This is a genomic window from Pseudomonas sp. FP2338 (assembly GCF_030687515.1).
In the GTDB taxonomy this organism is placed as follows: domain Bacteria; phylum Pseudomonadota; class Gammaproteobacteria; order Pseudomonadales; family Pseudomonadaceae; genus Aquipseudomonas; species Aquipseudomonas salomonii.
In genome coordinates, this window is the sequence record NZ_CP117436.1 from 5,008,846 (window position 1) to 5,030,277 (window position 21,432).

The 21,432-nt window shown below is 60.5% G+C and carries 23 protein-coding genes; 13 read left to right on the top strand and 10 right to left on the bottom strand.

Features of this window, described 5'->3' with window-relative positions:
• Nucleotides 1-590: 590 nt before the first annotated feature.
• Nucleotides 591-773: a hypothetical protein gene (locus PSH96_RS22670; protein ID WP_017139170.1), complete on the top strand. Its 183-nt coding sequence runs from the start codon at nt 591-593 to the stop codon at nt 771-773.
• 103 nt (nt 774-876) lie between these two features.
• On the top strand, nt 877-2,073 hold the full coding sequence (locus PSH96_RS22675; RefSeq protein ID WP_056858612.1) for an MFS transporter: 1,197 nt from the start codon (nt 877-879) through the stop codon (nt 2,071-2,073).
• Here PSH96_RS22675 and arfB read toward each other — a convergent pair.
• A complete protein-coding gene (arfB, locus tag PSH96_RS22680) occupies nt 2,070-2,483 on the bottom strand; it encodes an alternative ribosome rescue aminoacyl-tRNA hydrolase ArfB (RefSeq protein ID WP_016975416.1) in 414 nt (137 codons plus the stop codon). The genes PSH96_RS22675 and arfB overlap by 4 nt on opposite strands.
• Nucleotides 2,484-2,540: 57 nt before the next feature.
• On the opposite strand from arfB, the gene PSH96_RS22685 reads away from it, so the two are divergent.
• A complete protein-coding gene (locus PSH96_RS22685) occupies nt 2,541-2,918 on the top strand; it encodes a cytochrome c (RefSeq protein ID WP_058422262.1) in 378 nt (125 codons plus the stop codon).
• 59 nt (nt 2,919-2,977) lie between these two features.
• Here PSH96_RS22685 and PSH96_RS22690 read toward each other — a convergent pair whose 3' ends face one another.
• Entirely contained in the window at nt 2,978-4,399 is a 1,422-nt protein-coding gene (locus PSH96_RS22690; protein WP_305455216.1) for an amino acid permease, read from the bottom strand.
• Between the two features lie 647 nt (nt 4,400-5,046).
• Here PSH96_RS22690 and PSH96_RS22695 point away from each other — a divergent pair.
• Nucleotides 5,047-5,184, top strand: coding sequence for a hypothetical protein (locus PSH96_RS22695; protein WP_003175756.1), 138 nt, complete (start codon nt 5,047-5,049; stop codon nt 5,182-5,184).
• 73 nt (nt 5,185-5,257) lie between these two features.
• Nucleotides 5,258-6,217 (top strand): leucyl aminopeptidase, encoded by a 960-nt coding sequence (locus tag PSH96_RS22700; RefSeq protein ID WP_305455218.1) that lies wholly within the window; start codon nt 5,258-5,260, stop codon nt 6,215-6,217.
• 192 nt (nt 6,218-6,409) lie between these two features.
• Here the strand turns inward: PSH96_RS22700 and rluB are convergent, their stop codons facing one another.
• The 6 genes from rluB to PSH96_RS22730 form a co-directional block, all read right to left on the bottom strand.
• Entirely contained in the window at nt 6,410-7,633 is a 1,224-nt protein-coding gene (gene rluB / locus PSH96_RS22705) for a 23S rRNA pseudouridine(2605) synthase RluB (protein WP_017139164.1), read from the bottom strand.
• Between the two features lie 144 nt (nt 7,634-7,777).
• Nucleotides 7,778-7,969: a DUF1289 domain-containing protein gene (locus tag PSH96_RS22710; protein WP_016973229.1), complete on the bottom strand. Its 192-nt coding sequence runs from the start codon at nt 7,967-7,969 to the stop codon at nt 7,778-7,780.
• A 56-nt stretch (nt 7,970-8,025) separates the two neighbouring features.
• Entirely contained in the window at nt 8,026-8,973 is a 948-nt protein-coding gene (gene scpB / locus PSH96_RS22715) for an SMC-Scp complex subunit ScpB (protein WP_305455222.1), read from the bottom strand.
• Nucleotides 8,974-8,985: 12 nt separating this feature from the next.
• A complete protein-coding gene (locus PSH96_RS22720; protein ID WP_169875663.1) occupies nt 8,986-9,684 on the bottom strand; it encodes a ScpA family protein in 699 nt (232 codons plus the stop codon).
• Between the two features lie 120 nt (nt 9,685-9,804).
• A complete protein-coding gene (locus PSH96_RS22725) occupies nt 9,805-10,434 on the bottom strand; it encodes an L-threonylcarbamoyladenylate synthase (RefSeq protein WP_017139161.1) in 630 nt (209 codons plus the stop codon).
• A gap of 13 nt (nt 10,435-10,447) precedes the next feature.
• A complete protein-coding gene (locus PSH96_RS22730) occupies nt 10,448-11,311 on the bottom strand; it encodes a PHP domain-containing protein (protein ID WP_305455225.1) in 864 nt (287 codons plus the stop codon).
• 87 nt (nt 11,312-11,398) lie between these two features.
• Here PSH96_RS22730 and PSH96_RS22735 point away from each other — a divergent pair, with 87 nt between their 5' ends.
• From PSH96_RS22735 to PSH96_RS22765, 7 genes are all read left to right on the top strand, one after another.
• On the top strand, nt 11,399-11,995 hold the full coding sequence (locus tag PSH96_RS22735; protein WP_099486471.1) for a septation protein A: 597 nt from the start codon (nt 11,399-11,401) through the stop codon (nt 11,993-11,995).
• Nucleotide 11,996: 1 nt separating this feature from the next.
• The gene (locus tag PSH96_RS22740; RefSeq protein ID WP_099486469.1) at nt 11,997-12,296 is read left to right on the top strand and encodes a YciI family protein; all 300 of its coding nucleotides are present in this window, start codon (nt 11,997-11,999) and stop codon (nt 12,294-12,296) included.
• A 107-nt stretch (nt 12,297-12,403) separates the two neighbouring features.
• Entirely contained in the window at nt 12,404-12,811 is a 408-nt protein-coding gene (locus PSH96_RS22745; protein WP_065930459.1) for a translation initiation factor 2, read from the top strand.
• 7 nt (nt 12,812-12,818) lie between these two features.
• Nucleotides 12,819-13,496: a response regulator transcription factor gene (locus PSH96_RS22750; RefSeq protein ID WP_099486465.1), complete on the top strand. Its 678-nt coding sequence runs from the start codon at nt 12,819-12,821 to the stop codon at nt 13,494-13,496.
• A 266-nt stretch (nt 13,497-13,762) separates the two neighbouring features.
• Entirely contained in the window at nt 13,763-14,227 is a 465-nt protein-coding gene (locus PSH96_RS22755; RefSeq protein WP_305455230.1) for an LTXXQ domain protein, read from the top strand.
• Nucleotides 14,228-14,294: 67 nt separating this feature from the next.
• A complete protein-coding gene (locus PSH96_RS22760; RefSeq protein WP_056858599.1) occupies nt 14,295-15,638 on the top strand; it encodes a HAMP domain-containing sensor histidine kinase in 1,344 nt (447 codons plus the stop codon).
• Nucleotides 15,639-15,678: 40 nt separating this feature from the next.
• Nucleotides 15,679-17,028: a CoA transferase gene (locus PSH96_RS22765; protein ID WP_305455233.1), complete on the top strand. Its 1,350-nt coding sequence runs from the start codon at nt 15,679-15,681 to the stop codon at nt 17,026-17,028.
• Nucleotides 17,029-17,263: 235 nt separating this feature from the next.
• Here the strand turns inward: PSH96_RS22765 and PSH96_RS22770 are convergent, their stop codons facing one another.
• Nucleotides 17,264-18,127, bottom strand: a complete 864-nt coding sequence (locus PSH96_RS22770; RefSeq protein WP_305455236.1) for a DNA-3-methyladenine glycosylase — start codon at nt 18,125-18,127, stop codon at nt 17,264-17,266.
• The gene (gene arcD / locus PSH96_RS22775; protein ID WP_305455242.1) at nt 18,124-19,551 is read right to left on the bottom strand and encodes an arginine-ornithine antiporter; all 1,428 of its coding nucleotides are present in this window, start codon (nt 19,549-19,551) and stop codon (nt 18,124-18,126) included. Before arcD (PSH96_RS22775) ends, PSH96_RS22770 begins: the two co-directional genes overlap by 4 nt.
• A gap of 445 nt (nt 19,552-19,996) precedes the next feature.
• Here arcD (PSH96_RS22775) and arcD (PSH96_RS22780) point away from each other — a divergent pair, with 445 nt between their 5' ends.
• Complete coding sequence (gene arcD / locus PSH96_RS22780; RefSeq protein ID WP_305455244.1) at nt 19,997-21,424, top strand: arginine-ornithine antiporter; 1,428 nt, start codon at nt 19,997-19,999, stop codon at nt 21,422-21,424.
• The last annotated feature ends 8 nt before the right edge of the window (nt 21,425-21,432 follow it).

Consider the following 21,432-nt stretch of genomic DNA (forward strand, 5'->3'; position numbering starts at 1 on the left):
GATGCCGGTTTAGCCGCCCCGCGCCATGGATGGCGCGTGGCGGCGGCCCCCCAAATCACTGTCGGATTGCGGGCATGCCGAGCCACAGCGAGGCACCGAGTGTTGGGGCGAAGACCTTTTGGTTACTTTTGGGTCTTTCCAAAAGTGACCCGCTGTAAGAGCGGAACCCTACTCAGCCATCACCCAAATAACGGATATGCCCCCAAACCCAACACACCCCCAGCCACCGAGCCTGCGACCCCATGCCACTTGCGTAAGATAATTAAAATTCGTACATCCACCCACATAAAATTCTTTTTGTCATTTTCAGTGCTGTATCCTGCCAAGGCTTTTTGAGAGCGCGGAATCACCTGCGATTGATAAAACAGATCTTGCGAGGAGCGACGACGATGCACGAGATACCTAATCTCCCCTTCCCAAGCCTGCACCCAACTGAGCAGCCAACACCGCAGCAGGCCAGTGATAAACAGTCTGAGGCCAAAGAAGCAAAACCAGTCGACAGCAAACGCCAGGACTGACGCCGTACCAGACCGTGTGGAAAGCGCACTTCAAGCGCTTTCCACACTGCCTGAATCATCGAGACCCCCGCCATGACCGACACCCTCCCCGACACCCCGGACGCCGCAGTACTGGACGCTGCCTTGCAGATGATCGAAGTCTGGAACCGCCTCAGCGCCGACAAACAAGCCCTGTTGCTCAAGCGTTTCGGTACCCAGGAAAACGCCCTGGCCGCCCTGGTGACCACGCAAATGCTGGCCCCGCCTCAAGCCTGAGGTTTTTTTGCGCTGACGTTTTGCTTTTTACCGCCCTGCACAAGCCAAAGCATCGGTATCATTAGCAGCCTATCTTTACCTGCTGCGACGGTGGACTTCCCCCATGCCAGATACCCAGCGCCCCATGGCGGTCACGCTGCAAGTCGTTTCTATCGTGCTGTTTACCTTTATCGGCTACCTCAACATCGGCATTCCCCTGGCCGTATTGCCGGGCTATGTGCACAGCCAACTGGGCTATGGCGCGGTCATCGCGGGCTTGGTGATCAGCGTGCAATACCTGGCCACCCTGCTGAGCCGTCCGTATGCCGGCAAAATCATCGATAACCTGGGCAGCAAGCGCGCGGTGCTGATCGGCTTGGTCGGTTGCGGCCTGAGCGGCGTGTTCATGTTGCTGGCTGCGTGGTTTTCCAGCCTTCCGGGCGTCAGCCTGATCAGCCTGCTGATTGGCCGGCTGGTGCTGGGCAGCGCGGAAAGCCTGGTGGGCTCTGGCGCCATCGGCTGGGGCATCGGCCGGGTCGGCGCCGCCAACACGGCCAAGGTTATCTCGTGGAATGGCATCGCCAGCTATGGCGCGCTGGCCATCGGTGCACCGCTGGGTGTGCTGCTGGTCAGCCACTTGGGGCTGTGGAGCATGGGCGTCAGCATCATCCTGCTGGCGGTGCTCGGCGTGCTGCTGGCCTGGAACAAGGAAGCCGCGCCAATTGTGGCCGGCGTGCGCCTGCCCTTCATGAATGTGCTGGGCCGCGTGCTGCCACACGGCTGCGCCCTGGCATTGGGTTCGATCGGCTTTGGCACTATCGCGACGTTTATCACGCTGTATTACACCACCCAGAGTTGGGACAACGCGGTGTGGGCATTGAGCCTGTTCGGCGCCAGTTTTATCGGCGCGCGCCTGTTGTTCGGCAATTTGATCAACCGGATCGGCGGCTTCCGTGTGGCGATTGCCTGCCTGTCGGTAGAGGCTCTCGGCCTGCTGTTGCTGTGGCTGGCACCCGACGCGCAATGGGCGCTCGCCGGTGCGGCGTTGAGCGGGTTTGGCTTTTCGCTGGTGTTTCCAGCACTGGGCGTAGAAGCCGTCAACCTGGTGCCGGCCTCCAGCCGTGGCGCGGCGGTGGGGGCTTATTCGCTGTTTATCGACTTGTCATTGGGTATCACCGGCCCACTGGCCGGGGCGGTGGCGGCAGGCTTCGGCTTTGCGTCGATCTTCCTGTTTGCTGCCCTGGCTGCCGTCGGTGGCCTACTGTTGAGTGTGTATTTGTACCGGCAAGCACCGAAGGCCCGCGAGGCGAGAGGCGCCTAGAAGTCGACCTTGCCACGCCCGGCCTTGATGCTGCCGCGCTTGGTCTTGGATTCCAGTCGACGCTTTTTCGACCCCAGGGTGGGTTTGGTCGGGCGGCGCTTTTTTTCGACCTTGGTGGCGCTGAGGATCAACTCCACCAGGCGCTCCAGCGCATCGGCGCGGTTCTGTTCCTGAGTGCGGTACTGCTGGGCCTTGAGCACCAGCACGCCTTCACTGGTGATACGACTGTCACGCAGTGCCAGCAAACGCTCCTTGTAAAACTCCGGCAGCGATGAAGCCGGGATATCAAACCGCAGGTGCACCGCGCTCGACACCTTGTTGACGTTCTGCCCACCGGCGCCCTGGGCGCGAATGGCGGTCAACTCGATCTCGGCATCGGGCAAGTGCACGTTGTTGGAAATTACCAGCATCAATCAAAAACCTTAGGCAACGGGCGACAACCACATAAACAACAAGGACGCAGGACCATGAAAAGGCTATTCATCACTGTGCTCGGCACTTTATCACTCATTCAAACGTCACTGTCCTTTGCAGACACTGCCAACGGCAAAAACCTGTATTCACAGCGATGCGCCATGTGCCACGGCCCAGACCTCAAGGCCAGCGGGCCATTGGCCAGGAAAAGCAGCCCGCCCACGCCGGACCTCACCACACCTGCTTTCAAAAAACGGCTGGCGGATTATCCGGGCGTTATTGTGTCTTCGGTGATCCTTCGCCCCAATGGCAACCTGATCCCCAAAACCCTGCAAGACAATGGTGTGAAGGTTGCGCCGCATGCCTGGAGCGTCAAGGATTTTCGCGACTTGAACGACTACATGAGTGGCGTTATTGCAAACAGCCGATAAATCTCATCGCAAAAAAATACCCCTCAATAGAGGGGTATTAATCACGGATGGAGCGTCGCTTACTTCAGCGCTGCACCCGCCGTGGCCAATGTGGCTTCAGCACTGCGCTTGTTCTTGATCCAGTAACACACCGCCATAAACGCTACCCACACCGGGATTGCGAACACCGACACCTGAATCCCCGGAATCATCAGCATGATCACCAGGATAAACACCACGAACGCCAGGCAGATGTAATTGCCATACGGATACCACAGCGCCTTGAACAACGGCACCTGGCCGGTGCGGTTCATGTGCTGGCGGAACTTGAAGTGCGAGAAGCTGATCATCGCCCAGTTGATCACCAGAGTGGCAACCACCAGCGACATCAACAACTCGAGTGCGTGTTGTGGGATGAAGTAGTTCATCAACACCGCCACCAGGGTGACCGCCGCCGATGCGAGGATCGAGCGCACCGGCACGCCGCGTTTGTCGATTTTGGCGAGTGCCTTGGGCGCGTCGCCCTGCTCAGCCATGCCCAGCAGCATGCGGCTGTTGCAGTAGGTGCCGCTGTTGTACACCGACAATGCCGCCGTCAGCACCACAAAGTTGAGGATATGCGCGGCGGTGTTGCTGCCCAGCATCGAGAACACCTGCACGAACGGGCTGCCGCTGTAGGCATCGCCGGACGCGTTAAGAGTCGCCAGCAGGCTGTCCCACGGCGTCAGCGACAACAGCACCACCAGGGCGCCGATGTAGAAAATCAGGATGCGGTAGATCACCTGATTGATCGCCTTGGGGATCACCGTACGGGGCTGGTCGGCCTCGGCGGCGGTAAAGCCAAGCATTTCCAGGCCGCCGAACGAGAACATGATGATCGCCATGGCCATCACCAAACCGCCGACGCCATGGGGGAAGAACCCGCCGTGGTCCCACAGGTTGCTCACCGACGCTTGCGGGCCGCCGCTGCCGCTGACCAGCAAATAGCTGCCCAGGGCGATCATGCCGACGATGGCCACGACCTTGATGATCGCGAACCAGAATTCGGCCTCACCGAAGACTTTGACGTTGGCCAGGTTGATCAGGTTGATCAACACGAAGAACGCCGCCGCCGAAACCCAAGTCGGGATCTCCGGCCACCAGTAGTGCACGTACTTGCCGACCGCAGTCAGCTCCGACATGCCCACCAGAATGTACAGAATCCAGCAGTTCCAGCCCGACAGGAAGCCGGCGAAACCGCCCCAGTACTTGTGGGCAAAGTGGCTGAAGGAACCGGCGACCGGCTCTTCGACGATCATTTCGCCGAGCTGGCGCATGATCATGAAGGCGATGAAGCCGCAGATGGCATAACCCAGGATCATCGACGGGCCGGCGGATTTGAGCACGCCGGCCGAGCCCAGGAACAGGCCGGTGCCGATGGCGCCACCGAGGGCGATCAACTGGATATGCCGATTTTTCAGGCCGCGTTTCAGCTCGCCTGAAGAAGATTGGGGTCCACTCATGAAAAGGGTCTCACGCAAGGTTTGAGAATGTCGAATGCAGGTTGCTGCCTTGAATTACCGACTCAAGCAGCGCCGCTCAAACCCCAGCGCAGGCACCAGGAGTACAGCGTCTTTCTAACGGTCATGCGTCACCTGTTTGTTTTTATCTGTGACGAAATCGAACCCGTCCGACTCGTGGCCGAACGGAGTGATCAGGGTGGGTAAACCCTGAGGTCTTGGCCTTATGCGTAGATACGCAAGGGGGTCACAGTAAAACGCGGCGCATTGTACACCGCTCAACAGCTTCAGCACGCCCCAACAGGGTGCACGCGACAAACTGTCAGCTAATCCTTACAGCGGGACGGCACTGCGCAATGCCTGGGCAAACCCGTAAAACTATCGTTACACCCCGGAAACCCAGCGTTACAGCCAGACTTTTTCGTCGGTTAACGGAAAACCGTCAGTGGCAAGCGTCTGAAGAATCGGTTCAGCCAATTGGCTGTTTTTTCTCGATAAAGAAACACACCGAAAAAACAGAAGAAAAAATCCAAATGAAACCGTGTCAATAAATATTTTGCATTTTCAAACACTCTCTCCTAGGTTCTTTCACTTGCCAGCGAAGCCCGTTGGCAAGCCGTTCTCAAACAACGTCCTCTAGGAGAAACACCATGCAAGCACTGGAAAACGACCTGGAAACCGAACTGCAACTCGACGATTGGTTTGAAGCGCCGACCCATGAGGCCGCCGTTGAAATGATGCAAGCCGATGCCGTTGTGCCCTTTGGCACCGCGATGTGGCCTTTCTAACACCCGGCAGGCATCCGGCAGGTGCTGTGCACGGCACCTGCCCCCTTACCCAAGGCACAGAAGGACACCCGTCATGGACAAGGCCCGCGCCGTCGAACACTTTCTTTACTACCTTGCGCACCATCCGGCACTCAACGGCCTGAGCCGCCCTACGGTGTTGCTGGGCCATACCGAGCGCTACGACGCCATCGCCGAAGCAATCACCCATAGCAGCGCCGCACGCTTCAATTTCCAATGCCAACGGCTGGACTTGACGCCCAGCGACACCCTGGCCCACGCCATCGAAACCTGTGACCTGTACCTGTTTCTGTATGACTCTTCGACCCTGCCCAACCCACGTGCCGAAGGCCCGGATTTTATTCGCGCCCTGCAAGGCGTGATGGCCGAACACTGGAAGAAATCCCTGCTGTTCAAGGATTATGGCGACTATTTCTACGACACCTTCAGCGTCGAGCCGCAGCGCATCGCCGACCTCAACGCTACGCTGATCCGGCGCATGTCCCAGGCCAACGTGCTGAGCTTTACCGACAAACACGGCTCCCGCCTTGAGGCGCCGCTGAGCAGCATCAAGAAGTGGACCAATATCAACGGGGTCGGCAACCACGACCTGGCACCGGGCGAAATCGCCACCCACAGCGAGGCCATCAACGGCCAGGTGCGGTTTGTTGGCACCTTCCTCAGCACCATTCCGTTTGCACGCAAATACGGCGTGCTGCAATCACCGTTGGAACTGTGGATCGAGAACTCGACGGTTTGCAGCGTGGCCAGCGACGTGCCGGGGCTGGCGGATGATTTCAATAAATATCTGAATGCCAACCCGTCCAACCGGCGCGTGGAGGAATTGGGGATTGGCACCAATGAAGGCGTGAAAGACTTGTATGCGCGCAATGCCGGCTTCGAGGAGCGCCACTGCGGCCTGCACCTGGGCTTGGGTGGCGGGCAAAAGGGTAGTCATCACCTGGATCTGATATTCGCCAGTGGCGTGTTGGCGCTGGATGACAAGCCAGTGTTTGATGGCAGATTTGCGTTCTAAACACACCACTCTGAAACAAGGCGGATACCTGTGGGAGCTGGCTTGCCTGCGATAACATCACTGCGGTTTGCCTGGGAAACCGAGGTGCCCGCATAGCAGGCAAGCCAGCTCCCACACTTGATTGGGTTACCAAATTTCAGAGCCAAAAAAAACGCCAACCCTAAGGTTGGCGTTTTTTATGCTGCGGTTAAATCACTGCGGCTTCTTGCGACCAAAACCCGGACGCTGACCCGAACCTGCCGGCGCGCCACGGCGCTTGCCCGACGGCTCGTCGGCGACCAGTTTCGGACCAGGGCGTTTGTTCGCCGCTGGCTTGGCCGGGCGCTTGGTGCTGGCGTTGTCCGCTGGGCGGTCCGCTTCACCACGGTTGCTACGGCCACCGCTCGGTGCTTCACCACGGGCAGGACGCGGAGTGCGCGGTGCACGCTCGCCTTCCTGACGCGATGGCGCGGTTGGGCGACGCTCGCCTTCGATGTGCGGCTCGCGGGAGATACGCCCACCGGTTGCCGGCGCATTCAGCGCCGGGCGCAAGGTGCGGGCAACACGCTCGGTCCGCGCCACAGGACGCGAGGATTTACGCTGCATGCGCTCAAGCTTGTCTTTGCTCTTGGCGTTCATCTGCGGCATGGCCACGGGCGTCAGGCCAACTTCGGCGCTGAGGATGTCGACTTCGTACTGGCTCATTTCGCGCCAGCGGCCCATCGGCAGGTCGGAGTTCAGGAATACCGGGCCGAAACGCACGCGTTTCAGGCGGCTGACCACCAGGCCCTGGGACTCCCACAGGCGACGGACTTCACGGTTACGGCCTTCCATCACCACGCAGTGATACCAGTGGTTGAAACCTTCACCACCGGGTGCCTGCTTGATGTCGGTGAACTTGGCCGGGCCGTCTTCCAGCACCACGCCAGCCTTGAGGCGTTCAATCATCTCGTCATCGACTTCGCCGCGTACACGCACAGCGTACTCACGGTCCATCTCGTAGGACGGGTGCATCAAGCGGTTGGCCAGCTCACCGTCGGTGGTGAACATCAGCAAGCCGGTGGTGTTGATGTCCAGGCGGCCGATGTTGATCCAGCGGCCTTCTTTGGGCTTGGGCATCTTGTCGAACACGGTCGGACGGCCTTCCGGGTCGTCACGGGTGCAGATCTCGCCGTCGGGCTTGTTGTACATGATCACGCGGCGCACCGATTCGGCAGCCTCTTCACGCTTGATGACCTTGCCATCAATGGTGATTGCATCGTGCAGGTCGACGCGCTGGCCGAGGGTAGCCTCGACGCCATTGACCTTGATGCGCTTCTGGGTGATCCAGGCTTCGACGTCGCGGCGTGAGCCCACGCCGATACGCGCCAGCACCTTTTGCAGTTTTTCGCCTGCTGGGCCGATTTCCTGGCTGTCGTTCTGGTCTTGGTCGTTCATCTTAAGCACCTCCCGGTGGGTCGATTCAGGCGAGGCCTGAAGAGTATTGAAAGCGGGGCTTTGGCCGAATAGCTCGGCAAAGGGTCGCGAATCATACGCGCATGGCGCGTGTTTCGCATCACAGACTAGTCGATAAGGCCCAAGTCATTTGCTTTTCCGCCGACCGGTGGCGCCCAGGGCCAGCAGGCGCAGCTCGGCTTCGGCCAAAACGGTACGTTTGTCAGCTTTGTCGAGCTTCTTCCAGGCGCGGATTTCGCGCTTGCTGCGGCCACAACCGACACAGATGTCGTCGGTGAATTTGCAGATGCTGATGCAAGGGTCTTTGGTGGAACTCATTTGAATCCTCCCTGGGAGCCAGCTCCCACAGGGTTTCCAGTGTCTGGGAGAGCAGGTCAGTCCTCGAACTGTCGGCGTTCGGCCTCAATGGCTTGCGCCAGCGCCCGGGCTTCGTCTTCCTCGTCGCTCAGCGGCGGCTGTTCAAGGGCGGCAACAGCGGCCAGGAGCTTTTCACGAGCTTCGGCCACGCCGAGGATGTCTTCCGGTTCCGGTTCCGGTTCCGGTTCCGGTTCCGGTTCGACTTGCGCCTCACCCTCAACGTTCACCTGGGTTTGCGGCTCAGCCGCGCCATCACGCAGCAAGTCATCAAAGTCAGTTTTGATGCCCTGCTCCATATCATCCAGCTCAAGCAGCAAGGTATGGAAACTGGTTTCGTCCTTCGGCTCTTCCGGCTCGGCGGTGGCGTCGGCCAATTCCTGCAGGCTGGCCGGCACCGGCGCGTCGTCGAAGTCGAGCACCGGCTCGGCTTCCATCTCGCGCAATTCGGCAAGCGGTGGCAGGTCGTCGAGGTTTTTCAGGTTGAAGTGATCGAGGAACACCTTGGTGGTGGCGAACATCGCCGGTTTGCCGGGCACGTCGCGGTAGCCGACGATGCGGATCCACTCGCGCTCCAGCAGCGTCTTGACGATATGGCTGTTGACTGCAACGCCCCGCACATCCTCAATTTCGCCCCGGGTGATCGGCTGGCGATAGGCAATCAGCGCCATGGTCTCCAGCATCGCGCGGGAATAACGCTGCGGGCGTTCTTCCCACAACCGGCCGACCCACGGGGAAAATTTCTCACGGATCTGCAAGCGATAACCTGACGCCACTTCGCGCAGTTCAAAGGCGCGACCGTCGCAGGACTTGCGCAGAATCTCCAGCGCCTTCTTGAACACTGGCGGTTCAGGGCGCTCGGCCTCTTCGAACAACTCGAACAGGCGTTCCAGCGATTGCGGTTTTCCCGAGGCCAGGAGAAAAGCTTCCAGCAAGGGTGCCAGTTCGCGGGGTTCAGTCAGATTCATCGATTCAGCTCTTTATTCGGCTCGCGCCCGCACGTGGATAGCCGCAAAAGGCTCATTCTGGACCAGCTCGACCAAGGATTCCTTGACCAGTTCGAGGATGGCCATAAAGGTCACCACCACCCCCAGGCGCCCTTCCTCTTTGGTAAACAGCTCGACAAACGGTACAAACCCGCCGCCCTTGAGGCGCTCCAGCACATCGCTCATGCGCTCGCGGGTCGACAGTGCCTCGCGGCTGACCTGGTGGCTTTCGAACATGTCACCCCGGCGCAGCACCTCGGCCATGGACATCAGCAATTCTTCCAGGCTCACATCCGGCAACAGCTTGCGCGCCCGAGCTTCCGGGGCGTCGAGCTTGGGCACCACCACATCACGGCCCACGCGGCTCAAACCGTCGATGCCTTCGGCGGCGGCCTTGAAGCGTTCATATTCCTGCAGGCGGCGGATCAGTTCGGCACGCGGGTCGTCTTCTTCGGCCTCGATGGTCTCGGAGCGCGGCAACAGCATGCGCGACTTGATCTCGGCGAGCATGGCGGCCATCACCAAGTACTCGGCGGCCAACTCCAGGCGCACAGACTGCATCAACTCGACATACCCCATGTACTGGCGAGTGATTTCCGCCACCGGGATGTCGAGGATATTGATGTTCTGTTTGCGAATCAGGTACAGCAGCAAGTCCAGCGGGCCTTCGAAGGCTTCAAGGAAGACTTCCAGCGCATCCGGCGGAATATACAGGTCCAGCGGCATTTCCATGACCGCCTGGCCATACACCATGGCAAAGGGCAGTTCCTGCTGGGCGCCCGCCTGGGGATCAGCGGTTTCCACGGCCGACATTCAGGCCTCGACCATAAACGGCGTCGGGTCGCCGCAGCCCACACGCACCACTTCCGGCTCGCCGTCGGCCAGGTTGATCACGGTAGACGCCTTGTTGCCGCCATAGCCGCCGTCGATGATCAGGTCGACGTGTTTTTCCAGCAGACGGCGCATTTCGTAAGGGTCGTACAGCGGCTCTTCTTCACCGGGCAAAATCAGCGACACGCTCATCAACGGCTCACCCAGTTCGGCCAGCAACGCCAGGGCAATCGGGTGCTCGGGCACACGCAGGCCGATGGTGCGCTTTTTGGGGTGCAGCAACAGGCGCGGCACTTCACGGGTGGCGTTGAGAATAAAGGTGTATGGCCCCGGCGTGTGGGCCTTGAGCAGGCGGAAGGTGCCGGTGTCGACCTTGGCGAACAACCCCAGTTGCGACAAATCGCTGCAGATCAGCGCAAAGTTGTGGTTTTTGTCCAGGTCACGCAGGCGTCTAACCCGTTCAACCGCGCTTTTATCGCCGATCTGGCAACCAATGGCGTAGGACGAATCAGTCGGGTAGATCACCACGCCACCGGCGCGAATGATCTCCACGGCCTGTTTTATCAGGCGCGCTTGAGGGTTTTCCGGATGAATCTGGAAGAATTGACTCACGTGTTCTACCTGTTCAGACGGTGGCAATAATGGGGTCATGCTTGAATCGCCCCCACAGCAGCGGCAAGTCTTCCGGGACCTGGCGGTACTCGCCGATCTCGGACCAGCCGCCTGGGCCATGAAAATCACTGCCGGCGCTGACCAGCAGACCAAATTCGCGGGCAAGAATCGCCAGGCTGCCCACCTGATCAGCGGGTTGATGCCCGTTGACCACCTCGATTGCGTGGCCGCCCGCTCCAATATAGTCGGCAATCAGCTTGCGGCGTTTGCTGCGGGTGAAATCGTAATGCCAGGGATGCGCCAGGCTCACCCAGGCTCCGCAAGCGCGCAATGTGCCGACCGTATCTTCCAGGGTCGGCCAGTGCTGCTTGACATCGCCCAACTTGCCGGCGCCCAGCCACTTGCGAAACGCTTCGGCGCGGTCCTTAACAAAACCTTCACGCACCATCCAGTCGGCAAAGTGCGGCCGGGCCGGTGCGTTGCCGCTGTCGCCCAGTTCCTGCTGGATGGCGCGGGCGCCGTCGAGCGCGTTGGGCATGCCTTTAAGGCTGAGCTTGCGGCTTATTTCTTCGGACCGCAGCCAACGGCCATCGTGCAATTGGGCGATGGCCGCCACTAAAGGCGCAGCGTTTTGATCGAAACCGTAACCGAGCACATGAATGGTGGCGCCGCCCCAGGTGCAGGACAATTCCACGCCGTTGACCAGTTGCATGCCCAGCGCATGGGCCGCCGAGCGGGCCTCATCGAGGCCTTCGAGGGTGTCGTGGTCGGTCAACGACAGGACTCGCACGCCTTTTTCAAACGCACGCGCAACCAGTACCGCGGGCGCCAGGGCGCCGTCGGAGGCTGTGCTGTGGCAGTGCAAATCAACATTCACGGGCGTGTGTAACCTCAAGTCAGCTGGCGCTTTCGCTACCAAGGATGTTTGTTATTATGCCGCCACATCCAGCTTCTGGCTCTTACTGTGAAACAATTCATCGACTTCATCCCGCTGTTGCTGTTTTTCATCGTTACCAAACTCGACCCCAGGGTCATCGATATCGCCGGTCATCAGCTCTCGTTCGGGGGCATCTACAGCGCCACTGCCGTGCTGATCGTCAGTTCTATCGTAGTCTACGGCGCCATTTTCATTTCCCAGCGCAAACTGGAAAAAAGCCAATGGCTCACCCTGGTTGCCTGCCTGGTGTTCGGCGGCCTGACCCTGGCCTTTCACAGCGAAACCTTCCTTAAATGGAAAGCCCCGGTGGTGAACTGGCTGTTCGCGCTGGTGTTTATCGGCAGCCACTTCATCGGTGACCGCCTGTTGATCAAGCGCATCATGGGCCACGCGTTGACTCTGCCGGAGCCGGTATGGGTGCGGTTGAACGTGGCCTGGATCGTGTTTTTCCTGTTTTGCGGCGCCGCCAACCTGTTCGTGGCCTTTACCTTCCAGGATTACTGGGTGGACTTCAAAGTCTTCGGCAGCCTGGGCATGACCGTATTGTTCCTGATCGGCCAAGGTATCTACCTGTCGCGCCATCTGCATGACACCGCCCCTACCACGCCGAAAACCGAGGACTGACATGCTCTACGCTATCATTGCCACCGACGTTGCCGATTCGCTGGAAAAACGCCTGAGCGTACGCCCGGCGCACGTTGAGCGCCTGAAAACCCTGCAAGCCGAAGGCCGTCTGGTGATCGCAGGCCCGCACCCGGCCGTCGACAGCAATGACCCAGGCGCCGCCGGCTTCACCGGCAGCCTGATCATTGCCGAATTCGCCTCGCTGGCCGATGCCCAGGCCTGGGCCAAAGCCGATCCCTACATTGCTGCGGGCGTCTACGCTGATGTGGTGGTCAAGCCGTTCAAGCAAGTCCTGCCTTAAAGCCCGGCTGCGCTGAACCTGATAGGTTCGGCGCGCTCCTAATGGCTCATTATTCTCGGTAACCTGCCGACAACGTTCTGAATATTCGTGTGGAATCAGGAGTTCCGATGCGCTTACGTCCGTTGTGTCTGTTGGCAGTGTTAATGATCGGGGCGACCGCCCACGCGGAAGAAACCTCAAACACCGGCAGCTCCACGCCCTTGTCCCTGAGTGTCGGCAGCCAGATCACCGAGTTGCAGCAACGCTTGAAAGAAAGCGAACGGCTGCGTGAAGAATTGAGCAAACAACTGCAAAGCACAGAGAATGCCCGTGAAAGCGCTCAACTGAATCGCTTGCGCCAGGAGAACCAACGCCTGGTCCAGCAACTCAAAGAGACACAAGGCGGCGCCCTGAACCGCTGGCTGACCGAACAACAACAGTGGTTTGTTACCGGCGGGGCCGTCGCACTGATCGCCTTGCTGTGCGGGATCTTCGCCAGCGGTGGGCACCGTCGCCGTCGACAATGGCTAAATTGAGTGAGTCATGAGCGAGCTGTTACTGATAGATGATGACCAGGAGCTCTGTGAGCTGCTGACCAGTTGGCTGAGCCAGGAAGGTTTCCAGGTGCGCGCCTGCCACGACGGCTTGAGCGCCCGCAAAGCCCTGGCCGAAGCCTCACCCGCCGCCGTGGTGCTTGACGTGATGCTGCCGGATGGCAGCGGCCTGGAGTTGCTCAAGCAATTGCGCAATGACCACCCGGAGTTGCCGGTGGTGATGCTCTCGGCCCGTGGCGAACCGCTGGACCGTATCCTCGGCCTGGAACTGGGTGCCGACGATTACCTGGCCAAGCCCTGCGACCCTCGCGAACTGACTGCGCGCCTGCGCGCAGTGCTGCGCCGCAGCCACCCGGCGGCGGTGTCGACGCAGATGGAGCTGGGCGATTTGTGCTTCAGCCCGGTGCGTGGCGTGGTCAGCATCGACGAGCAGGAATTCACGCTCACGGTGTCCGAAAGCCGCCTGCTCGAAGCCTTGCTGCGCCAGCCCGGCGAGCCGCTGGACAAGCAGGAACTGGCGCAGATCGCCCTGGGCCGTAAGCTCACTTTGTACGATCGCAGCCTGGACATGCACGTGAGCAACCTGCGCAAAAAGATCGGCCCACACCCGGATGGCCGACCACGGATCGTGGCGCTGCGCAGCCGCGGCTACTACTACAGCCTCTGAACACAACGCTATCCCCTGTGGGAGCTGGCTTGTGTGGGAGCGGGCTTGCTCGCGAAAGCGGTGGGTCAGTCTATGCACGTGCTGGCTGACCCACCGCATTCGCAGGCAAGCCAGCTCCCACACTTGATCGCATCAATCCGACAGTTTTGTCAGCTCACACCAAAACCCTCTTTACCCAAGCTTTACCCTCCCCTGACCGCCGCTGACCTTGCACTGGGTAACCTACTCACATCCGGACTCACCGGAATAGAGACAGGAGAATCACCATGCGCAAGACCCTTATCGCCCTGATGTTCGCCGCTGCCCTGCCGACCATCGCCATGGCCGCAGCGCCAGAAGGCCCAGGCCCGATGGGCGGCCCTGAAGGCCATATGATGGGCGGCCCAGGCCACGGCGGTGAACACGGTCCGCGTGGCAAAGGCGGCCCCTTCAGCCAGCTCGACCTGAGCCGCGAACAGCGCGAGCAAATCGGCAAGCTGATGGGCGAGCAATGGCACGGCCGCAAAGAGATCGTGCGCAAGTACCTGGACAAACTGCCGGCCGCTGACCAGCAAGCCATGAAAAACGACTTGGCCGCCGCCAAGCAGAAAACCCAGGCTGACATCCGTGCCGTGCTCAAACCCGATCAACAGAAGAAATTCGACGAGATCGTCAAGAAGCAAGCCGAGCGCCGCGCCGAGTGGAAGGAATTCCAGGCCTGGAAAGCGCAACAGCCGCAAAAAGCGCAATAATGCTCTAGCGTTACCTCCCCAGCCCAGTGGCTCGCGCCGCTGGGCTTTTCCTGTTTGAGGGTTTCCTGTGCGTTCATTGTTCTGGCGCATCCTGGCCAGTTTCTGGCTGGCCATCGCCTTGGTTGCCGGGCTGTCGATCCTGCTTGGGCACATGCTCAACCAGGACACCTGGATTCTCAGCCGCCATCCCGGCCTCAACAACCTGGCGCAAGAGTGGACGCAACTCTACGAAGCCCAGGGTGAGGACGCCGCCCAGGAGTTGCTGCAACAACGCAAACGCCAGTACCACATCGACGTGCAGGTACTCAACGAAAGCGGCGACCCAGTGGTACGCGGTACCTTCCCGCGCCGTGCCGCCGCCTTCGAAGCCCGCCAGAATGACAACCAGGACAGCCATCTGCCCTGGCGCCGCCTGACCGCCGAGTACACCAGTGAAAAAACCGGTGACACGTACCTGCTGATCTACCGCATCCCCAACCCGGAGCTGGACGCCTGGCACCGCAGCAGCCTGATGTGGCCGTTGAGCGCGCTGGCCATCGCCCTGGTGGTGCTGACGCTGTTCAGCCTGCTGGTGACCCTGTCCATTACCCGCCCACTCAGCCGCCTGCGCGGCGCAGTGCATGACCTGGGCCAGACCACCTATCAGCAAAACAGCCTGGCGCAACTGGCCAACCGCCGCGATGAATTCGGCGTGCTGGCCACTGACTTCAACCGCATGGGCGCGCGTCTGCAAAGCCTGATCGGCAGCCAGCGCCAGTTGCTGCGCGATGTGTCCCACGAACTGCGCTCGCCGCTGGCCCGCTTGCGCATCGCCCTGGCCCTGGCCGAACGCGCCGGCCCCGAAGAACGCGAACGCCTGTGGCCGCGCCTGACCCGTGAGTGCGACCGCCTGGAAGCGCTGATCAGCGAGATTCTGGTGCTGGCCCGCGTCGACGCCGACAACGCCAGCGCCGAAGAGGTCGACCTCACCCCACTGCTCAGAACCTTACAAAAGGATGCCCAACTCAGTGCGCCGGAACAGGTGGTGCAACTGAGCGCCGAACCCGAGCTGCACCTCAAGGGCTGGCCGACCATGATCGAGCGCGCCGTGGACAACCTGCTGCGTAACGCCCAGCGCTTTAACCCCGTTGGCCAGCCCATCGAGCTAAGCGCCCAGCACCAGGGTGAGCGCATCCTGATCAGCGTGCGCGACCACGGCCCCGGCGTTGAAGCCGAACACTTGAGCCAGCTGGGCGAGCCGTTTTATCGCGCGCCCGGCCAAGCGGCCCAAGGCCACGGGCTGGGCCTGGCGATTGCCCGCCGCGCCGCCGAACGCCATGGCGGCAGCCTGATCCTGGCCAATCACCCGGACGGTGGTTTTATCGCCAGCATCGACTTGCCGTTGGTGCCGGGAGTGGTCACAGCCGTGTGAGGATCTTCTATAGTGGCCCTTCTCTAACGGAGGGCCTTTGATGACTGACCTGCTGACACCCATCCAAGCCGCACTCGATTTACCGCAGACCCCACTGACGTTCACCGAGGCCGGCGCCCTGCCCTCGACCTTTGCCGTGACCGAACTGGCCAGCGCCAGCCTCGGCGCTGCCGGCCAGGCGGTAGCTCAACTTATCCAGCAACAAACCGGGCGCTTGCCCAGCGTGAGCGTGGACCGGCGCCTCGCTTCCTTCTGGTTCTCCTCCTCGATTCGCCCAGTGGGCTGGCAAGTACCGCCGCTGTGGGACCCGGTGGCCGGCGACTACGCCAGCGCCGACGGCTGGATCCGTTTGCACACCAATGCGCCCCACCACCGTGCTGCCGCCGAGCGCGTACTGGGCAAGGTCAATGACCGCGCCGAGATGGCCAGTAAAGTCGCCGCCTGGAACGCCGCCGAACTGGAGCAGGCGATCGTCGATGCCGGCGGTTGCGCGGCGCAGATGCGTACATGGCAGGCCTGGCAAACCCATCCGCAAGGGTTGGCGGTAAACGCCGAGGCATTGGTGCAGCGCCAGACCTTCGACACCACTGGCGACAAACCGTGGCTCGGCTCGGTGGCACGCCCGCTGGCCGGCATCAAGGTGCTGGACTTGACCCGTGTGTTGGCCGGTCCCGTGGCCAGTCGTTTTCTCGCAGGCCTGGGCGCCAATGTACTGCGCATCGACTCGCCGACCTGGAACGAACCGGGGGTAGTGCCGGAAATGACCCTGGGCAAACGCTGCGCGCGCCTGGACCTTAAAAGTGCCGAAGACCGCCAGGTGTTCGAAAGCCTGCTCAAGGACGCCGACATCCTGTTCCACGGCTACCGCGCCGACGCGCTCGAACAGTTGGGCTACACCGCCACAGAATTACAACACCTCGCCCCCGGCCTGATCGACGTAAGCCTCAACGCCTACGGCTGGAGCGGCCCGTGGCGCAACCGTCGCGGCTTCGACAGCCTGGTGCAGATGAGCAGCGGCATTGCCGACGCCGGTATGGCCTGGAAACAGGCGGATAAACCGCTGCCGCTGCCGTTGCAGGCGCTGGATCATGCGACCGGGTATTTGATGGCGGCCAGTGCCATTCAAGCCTTGAGCGAACGCCTGAAAACCGGCCGCGGTGGTTCGGCGCGCTTGTCCTTGGCGCGCACCGCGAAGTTGCTGGTGGAGGCCGGGCAAGTGCCGGAGCAGCCGGCGTTGCGGGCTGAAGAACCGGGTGATCAGGGCTTGGTGGTGGAGCAGACGGCGTGGGGCCAGGCGCATCGTTTGCTGGCGCCGGTGACCATCAGTGGCACGCCGTTGCAGTGGGATTTGCCCGCCGGGGAGTTGGGCTCACATCGGGCTCAGTGGTGACTTGAGATCGCTATCGCAGGCAAGCCAGTTCCCACATTGGATGTGTGAACAGGGCCAAATAGGGGAGCTGGCTCTTACACATTGAAAGTATGAACACAGTCAAATGTGGGGGTGGCTCTTACACATTGAAAGAGTGAACACTATCAAATGTGGGAGTGGCTCTTACACATTGAAAGTGTGAACACTATCAAATGTGGGAGCTGGCTTGCCTGCGATGAGGCCCTGACAGATGTCATCAGTCCATTCTGCTCAACGACGTCCACAAATGCTGCGCCGCATACGCCCTTAAAGGCCGCCACGCCTCAGCTCTGGCCAACAACTGCCGCGCCGACACCGGCCCGCCTTCCAGCGCCGCCAGCGCATTGATCAAGCCAATATCCCCCGACGCAAACGCATCCGGCTCACGCAACTGACGCATGGCGATGTACTGCGCAGTCCAGTCGCCAATTCCCGGCAAGGCTACCAGGCGCGCCACGCCGTCCTTGAGACTGGCCTTGGCTGCAAATAATTGCGGATCATCCAGCAACGCCTGGGCCACACCCGACAAGGTACGGCCCCGCGCCTTGGGCATGCCCAAGGTCGCCAGGTCCGCCGCCGCCAAGACTTCAGGAGCAGGAAACACATGGGTGATTCCGGCATAGGGCGTTTGCAGCGGCTGGCCATACTGCGCCACCAATTTACCCGCCAGGCGAATGGCCGCGACCACCGTGATCTGCTGGCCCAGCACCGCACGAATCGCCAGCTCCAAACCATCCCACGTCCCCGGCACGCGCAGGCCGGGGCGCGCAGCCACCAACTGCGCCATCAACGGGTCGGTGGTCAGTTGCGCATTGATCAACCCAGGTTGGGCATCCAGATCGAACATGGCCCGCAGGCGCCGCTCGATCTCGGGCAGCGCCGTCGTGTCGGGAAACTCAACGCCCACTTCCAGCCAATCGCCCGCGCCCGGCGCCACGCTGATGCAGCCATGTTGCCCGCCAATACTGATGCTGCGCCGATACACGCCGGCCTCCACGGTCTCCAGCCCGATGATGGCCCGTGCCGATAAAAAACCCAGCATTGCCGCCCAGTCATAGGGCGGCTCATACGCCAATCTCACAACGACAACACCCCGCTATACAGCCCATAAGCCGCCAGCCCCGCACCCGCGATCACGCAACTGAAAATGCCTTTTTCCATGTGCGTAAACAAGGGCTGGCCCTGTTCGCGCTTGGCCAGGGCAAACAGGATCACGCCGGGCGCATACAGCAGCGCCGAGAGCAGCAGGTACTTCAAGCCACCGGCGTACAACAGCCAGATGGCATAGCCGAGGGCGATCAGGCCGACCAGCAAATCCTTATAACGCTGGCGCTGGGCACCGGCATAGGTTTCACCGCGCCCGCTCAACAGCACCGCGTAGGCCGCCGACCACAGGTACGGCACCAGGATCATCGACGAGGCCAGGTAAATCAGGGTGGTGTAGGTGCTGTGGGAAAACAGCGTGATCACCAGGAACACCTGGATCATCACGTTGGTCAGCCACAGCGCATTGACCGGCACCCGGTTGGGGTTTTCCTTTTTCAAGAAGGCCGGCATGGTTTTGTCATGGGCGGTGGCGTAGAGGATTTCCGCACACAGCAGCGCCCATGAGAGCAAGGCGCCGAGCAGTGACACGGCCAACCCGATGCTGATCGCCATCGCGCCCCACGGCCCGACGATATGTTCCAGCACACCGGCCAGTGAAGGGTTTTGCAATTGCGCCAGCTCCGGCTGGCTCATGATGCCCAGGGACAGCACATTCACCAGCACCAGCAGTGCCAGCACACCCAGAAAGCCGATCACCGTGGCGCGGCCCACGTCCGAGCGCTTCTCGGCGCGCGCCGAATACACGCTGGCGCCCTCGATGCCGATAAACACGAACACAGTGACCAGCATCATGTTGCGCACCTGATCAACCACACTGCCAAATTGCGGGTTGCCCAGGCCCCAGATATCGCGGGTAAAAATATCCGCCTTGAACGCCACGGCGGCAATCACGATAAACATCAGCAACGGCACGATCTTCGCCACCGTGGTGATCTGGTTGATGAACGCGGCCTCCTTGATGCCACGCAGCACCAGAAAATGCACAGCCCACAGCAGCAGCGAGGCGCAGCCGATGGCGACCGGCGTATTGCCTTGGCCGAACACCGGGAAAAAGTAGCCGAGGGTGCTGAACAGCAACACGAAGTAACCGACGTTGCCCATCCACGCACTGATCCAGTAGCCCCAGGCCGACGAAAACCCCATGTAGTCACCGAACCCGGCCTTGGCGTAGGCGTACACGCCGGAGTCGAGTTCGGGTTTGCGATTGGCCAGGGTCTGGAACACAAACGCCAGGGTGAGCATGCCGACGGCGGTGATGGCCCAGCCGATCAGCACGGCGCCCACTTCGGCGCGTGCGGCCATGTTCTGCGGCAAAGAGAAAATCCCGCCGCCGATCATCGACCCCACCACCAGGGCAATCAGGGCGCTGAGACGTAGTTTCTCGGCCGGCTGGGACATGAAAACTCCTAAATAAAATAGTTTGAGAGAACACGCGCGCACTCAACTAATTAACTCAGCGAATGTAGCGTTTATTAAAGACAGCGATAAAACCGTGACGCTCATAACGCAATGGCATGACAGTTTATAAAGTTTAAGCTTATTTAGAATTTAAAGAGAGCAGGCACTTTGCCAGTTTGAGCGAGCTTAGCCAGTTAATTGAGAAAAGTTTGCATATTCGACAAAAAGGGCTAGGGTCAAACGTCCACACATCGAACTAAATGATTAATAAAAACGCAGGAGCCGCTCTGGAAAGCGCCTTTTCGGGGGAAACTATTGCCTCGGGATTTTACCCTTAAGTCATTAATTCACAATGGAATGTGCCAATGACGTGATCTAAGTCAGCTGTTTGATCAGCGCACGGAATTATTCTGTGGTCTCTCTTCTCCTGCATTGGAGTCATGCAATGTCTGACACTCCCGGAAAACTTCGACTCGGCGCCCTGGTTGCGCTGGTCGTGGGCTCAATGATTGGCGGCGGGATCTTCTCACTGCCGCAAAACATGGCCGCCAGCGCCGATGTCGGCGCGGTGTTGATCGGCTGGGTCATTACCGCCATCGGCATGCTCACCCTCGCTTTCGTGTTCCAGACCCTGGCCAACCGCAAGCCTGACCTCGACGGCGGCGTGTACGCCTACGCCAAGGCCGGGTTCGGCGACTACATGGGTTTCTCATCGGCCTGGGGGTACTGGATCAGCGCCTGGCTGGGCAACGTCGGTTACTTCGTGTTGCTGTTCAGCACCCTCGGTTACTTCTTCCCGATCTTTGGCGAAGGCAACACACCCGCTGCCGTGATTGGCGCCTCGGTGCTGCTGTGGGCCGTGCATTTCCTGGTACTGCGCGGCATCAAGGAAGCAGCCTTCATCAACCTGGTGACCACCGTCGCCAAGGTGGTGCCGCTGGTGCTGTTTGTATTGATCGCGCTGTTCGCGTTCAAGCTGGACATTTTCACCGCTGACATCTGGGGCGTGAAAAACCCCGACCTGGGCAGCGTGATGAACCAGGTGCGCAACATGATGCTGGTCACCGTGTGGGTGTTTATCGGCATCGAAGGCGCGAGCATCTTCTCGTCCCGTGCAGAAAAACGCAGCGACGTCGGCAAGGCCACCGTGATCGGCTTTATCACCGTGCTGCTGTTTCTGATGCTGGTGAACGTGCTGTCCCTGGGCATCATGACCCAACCGGAACTGGCCAAACTGCAGAACCCATCGATGGCTGCCGTGCTGGAGCATGTGGTGGGCCACTGGGGCGCGGTGTTGATCAGCGTCGGCTTGATCATCTCGCTGCTGGGTGCGCTGCTGTCGTGGGTGCTGCTGTGTGCGGAGATCATGTTCGCCGCCGCCAAGGACCACACCATGCCGGAGTTCCTGCGTAAGGAAAACGCCAACCATGTGCCGGTCAACGCCCTGTGGCTGACCAATGCGATGGTCCAGGTTTTCCTGGTAATCACACTGTTTTCGGCCAGCACTTACCTGTCACTGATCTACCTCGCCACCTCGATGATCCTGGTGCCTTACCTGTGGTCGGCGGCCTACGCGCTGCTGCTGGCGGTGCGCGGCGAGACCTACGAAAACGCCCTGCGCGAGCGCAAGAAAGACCTGTTCATCGGCGCCATCGCCCTGATCTACGCGGTCTGGCTGCTCTACGCCGGCGGCACCAAATACCTGCTGCTGTCCGCCCTGCTCTATGCCCCCGGCGCGATCCTTTTTGCCAAGGCCAAGCATGAACTGGGCAAACCGATTTTCACCCACGTTGAGAAGCTGATTTTTGCCGCAGTTGTCATTGGCGCCCTCGTGGCTGCCTATGGCCTCTACGACGGCTTCCTGACTCTGTAATTCTGACT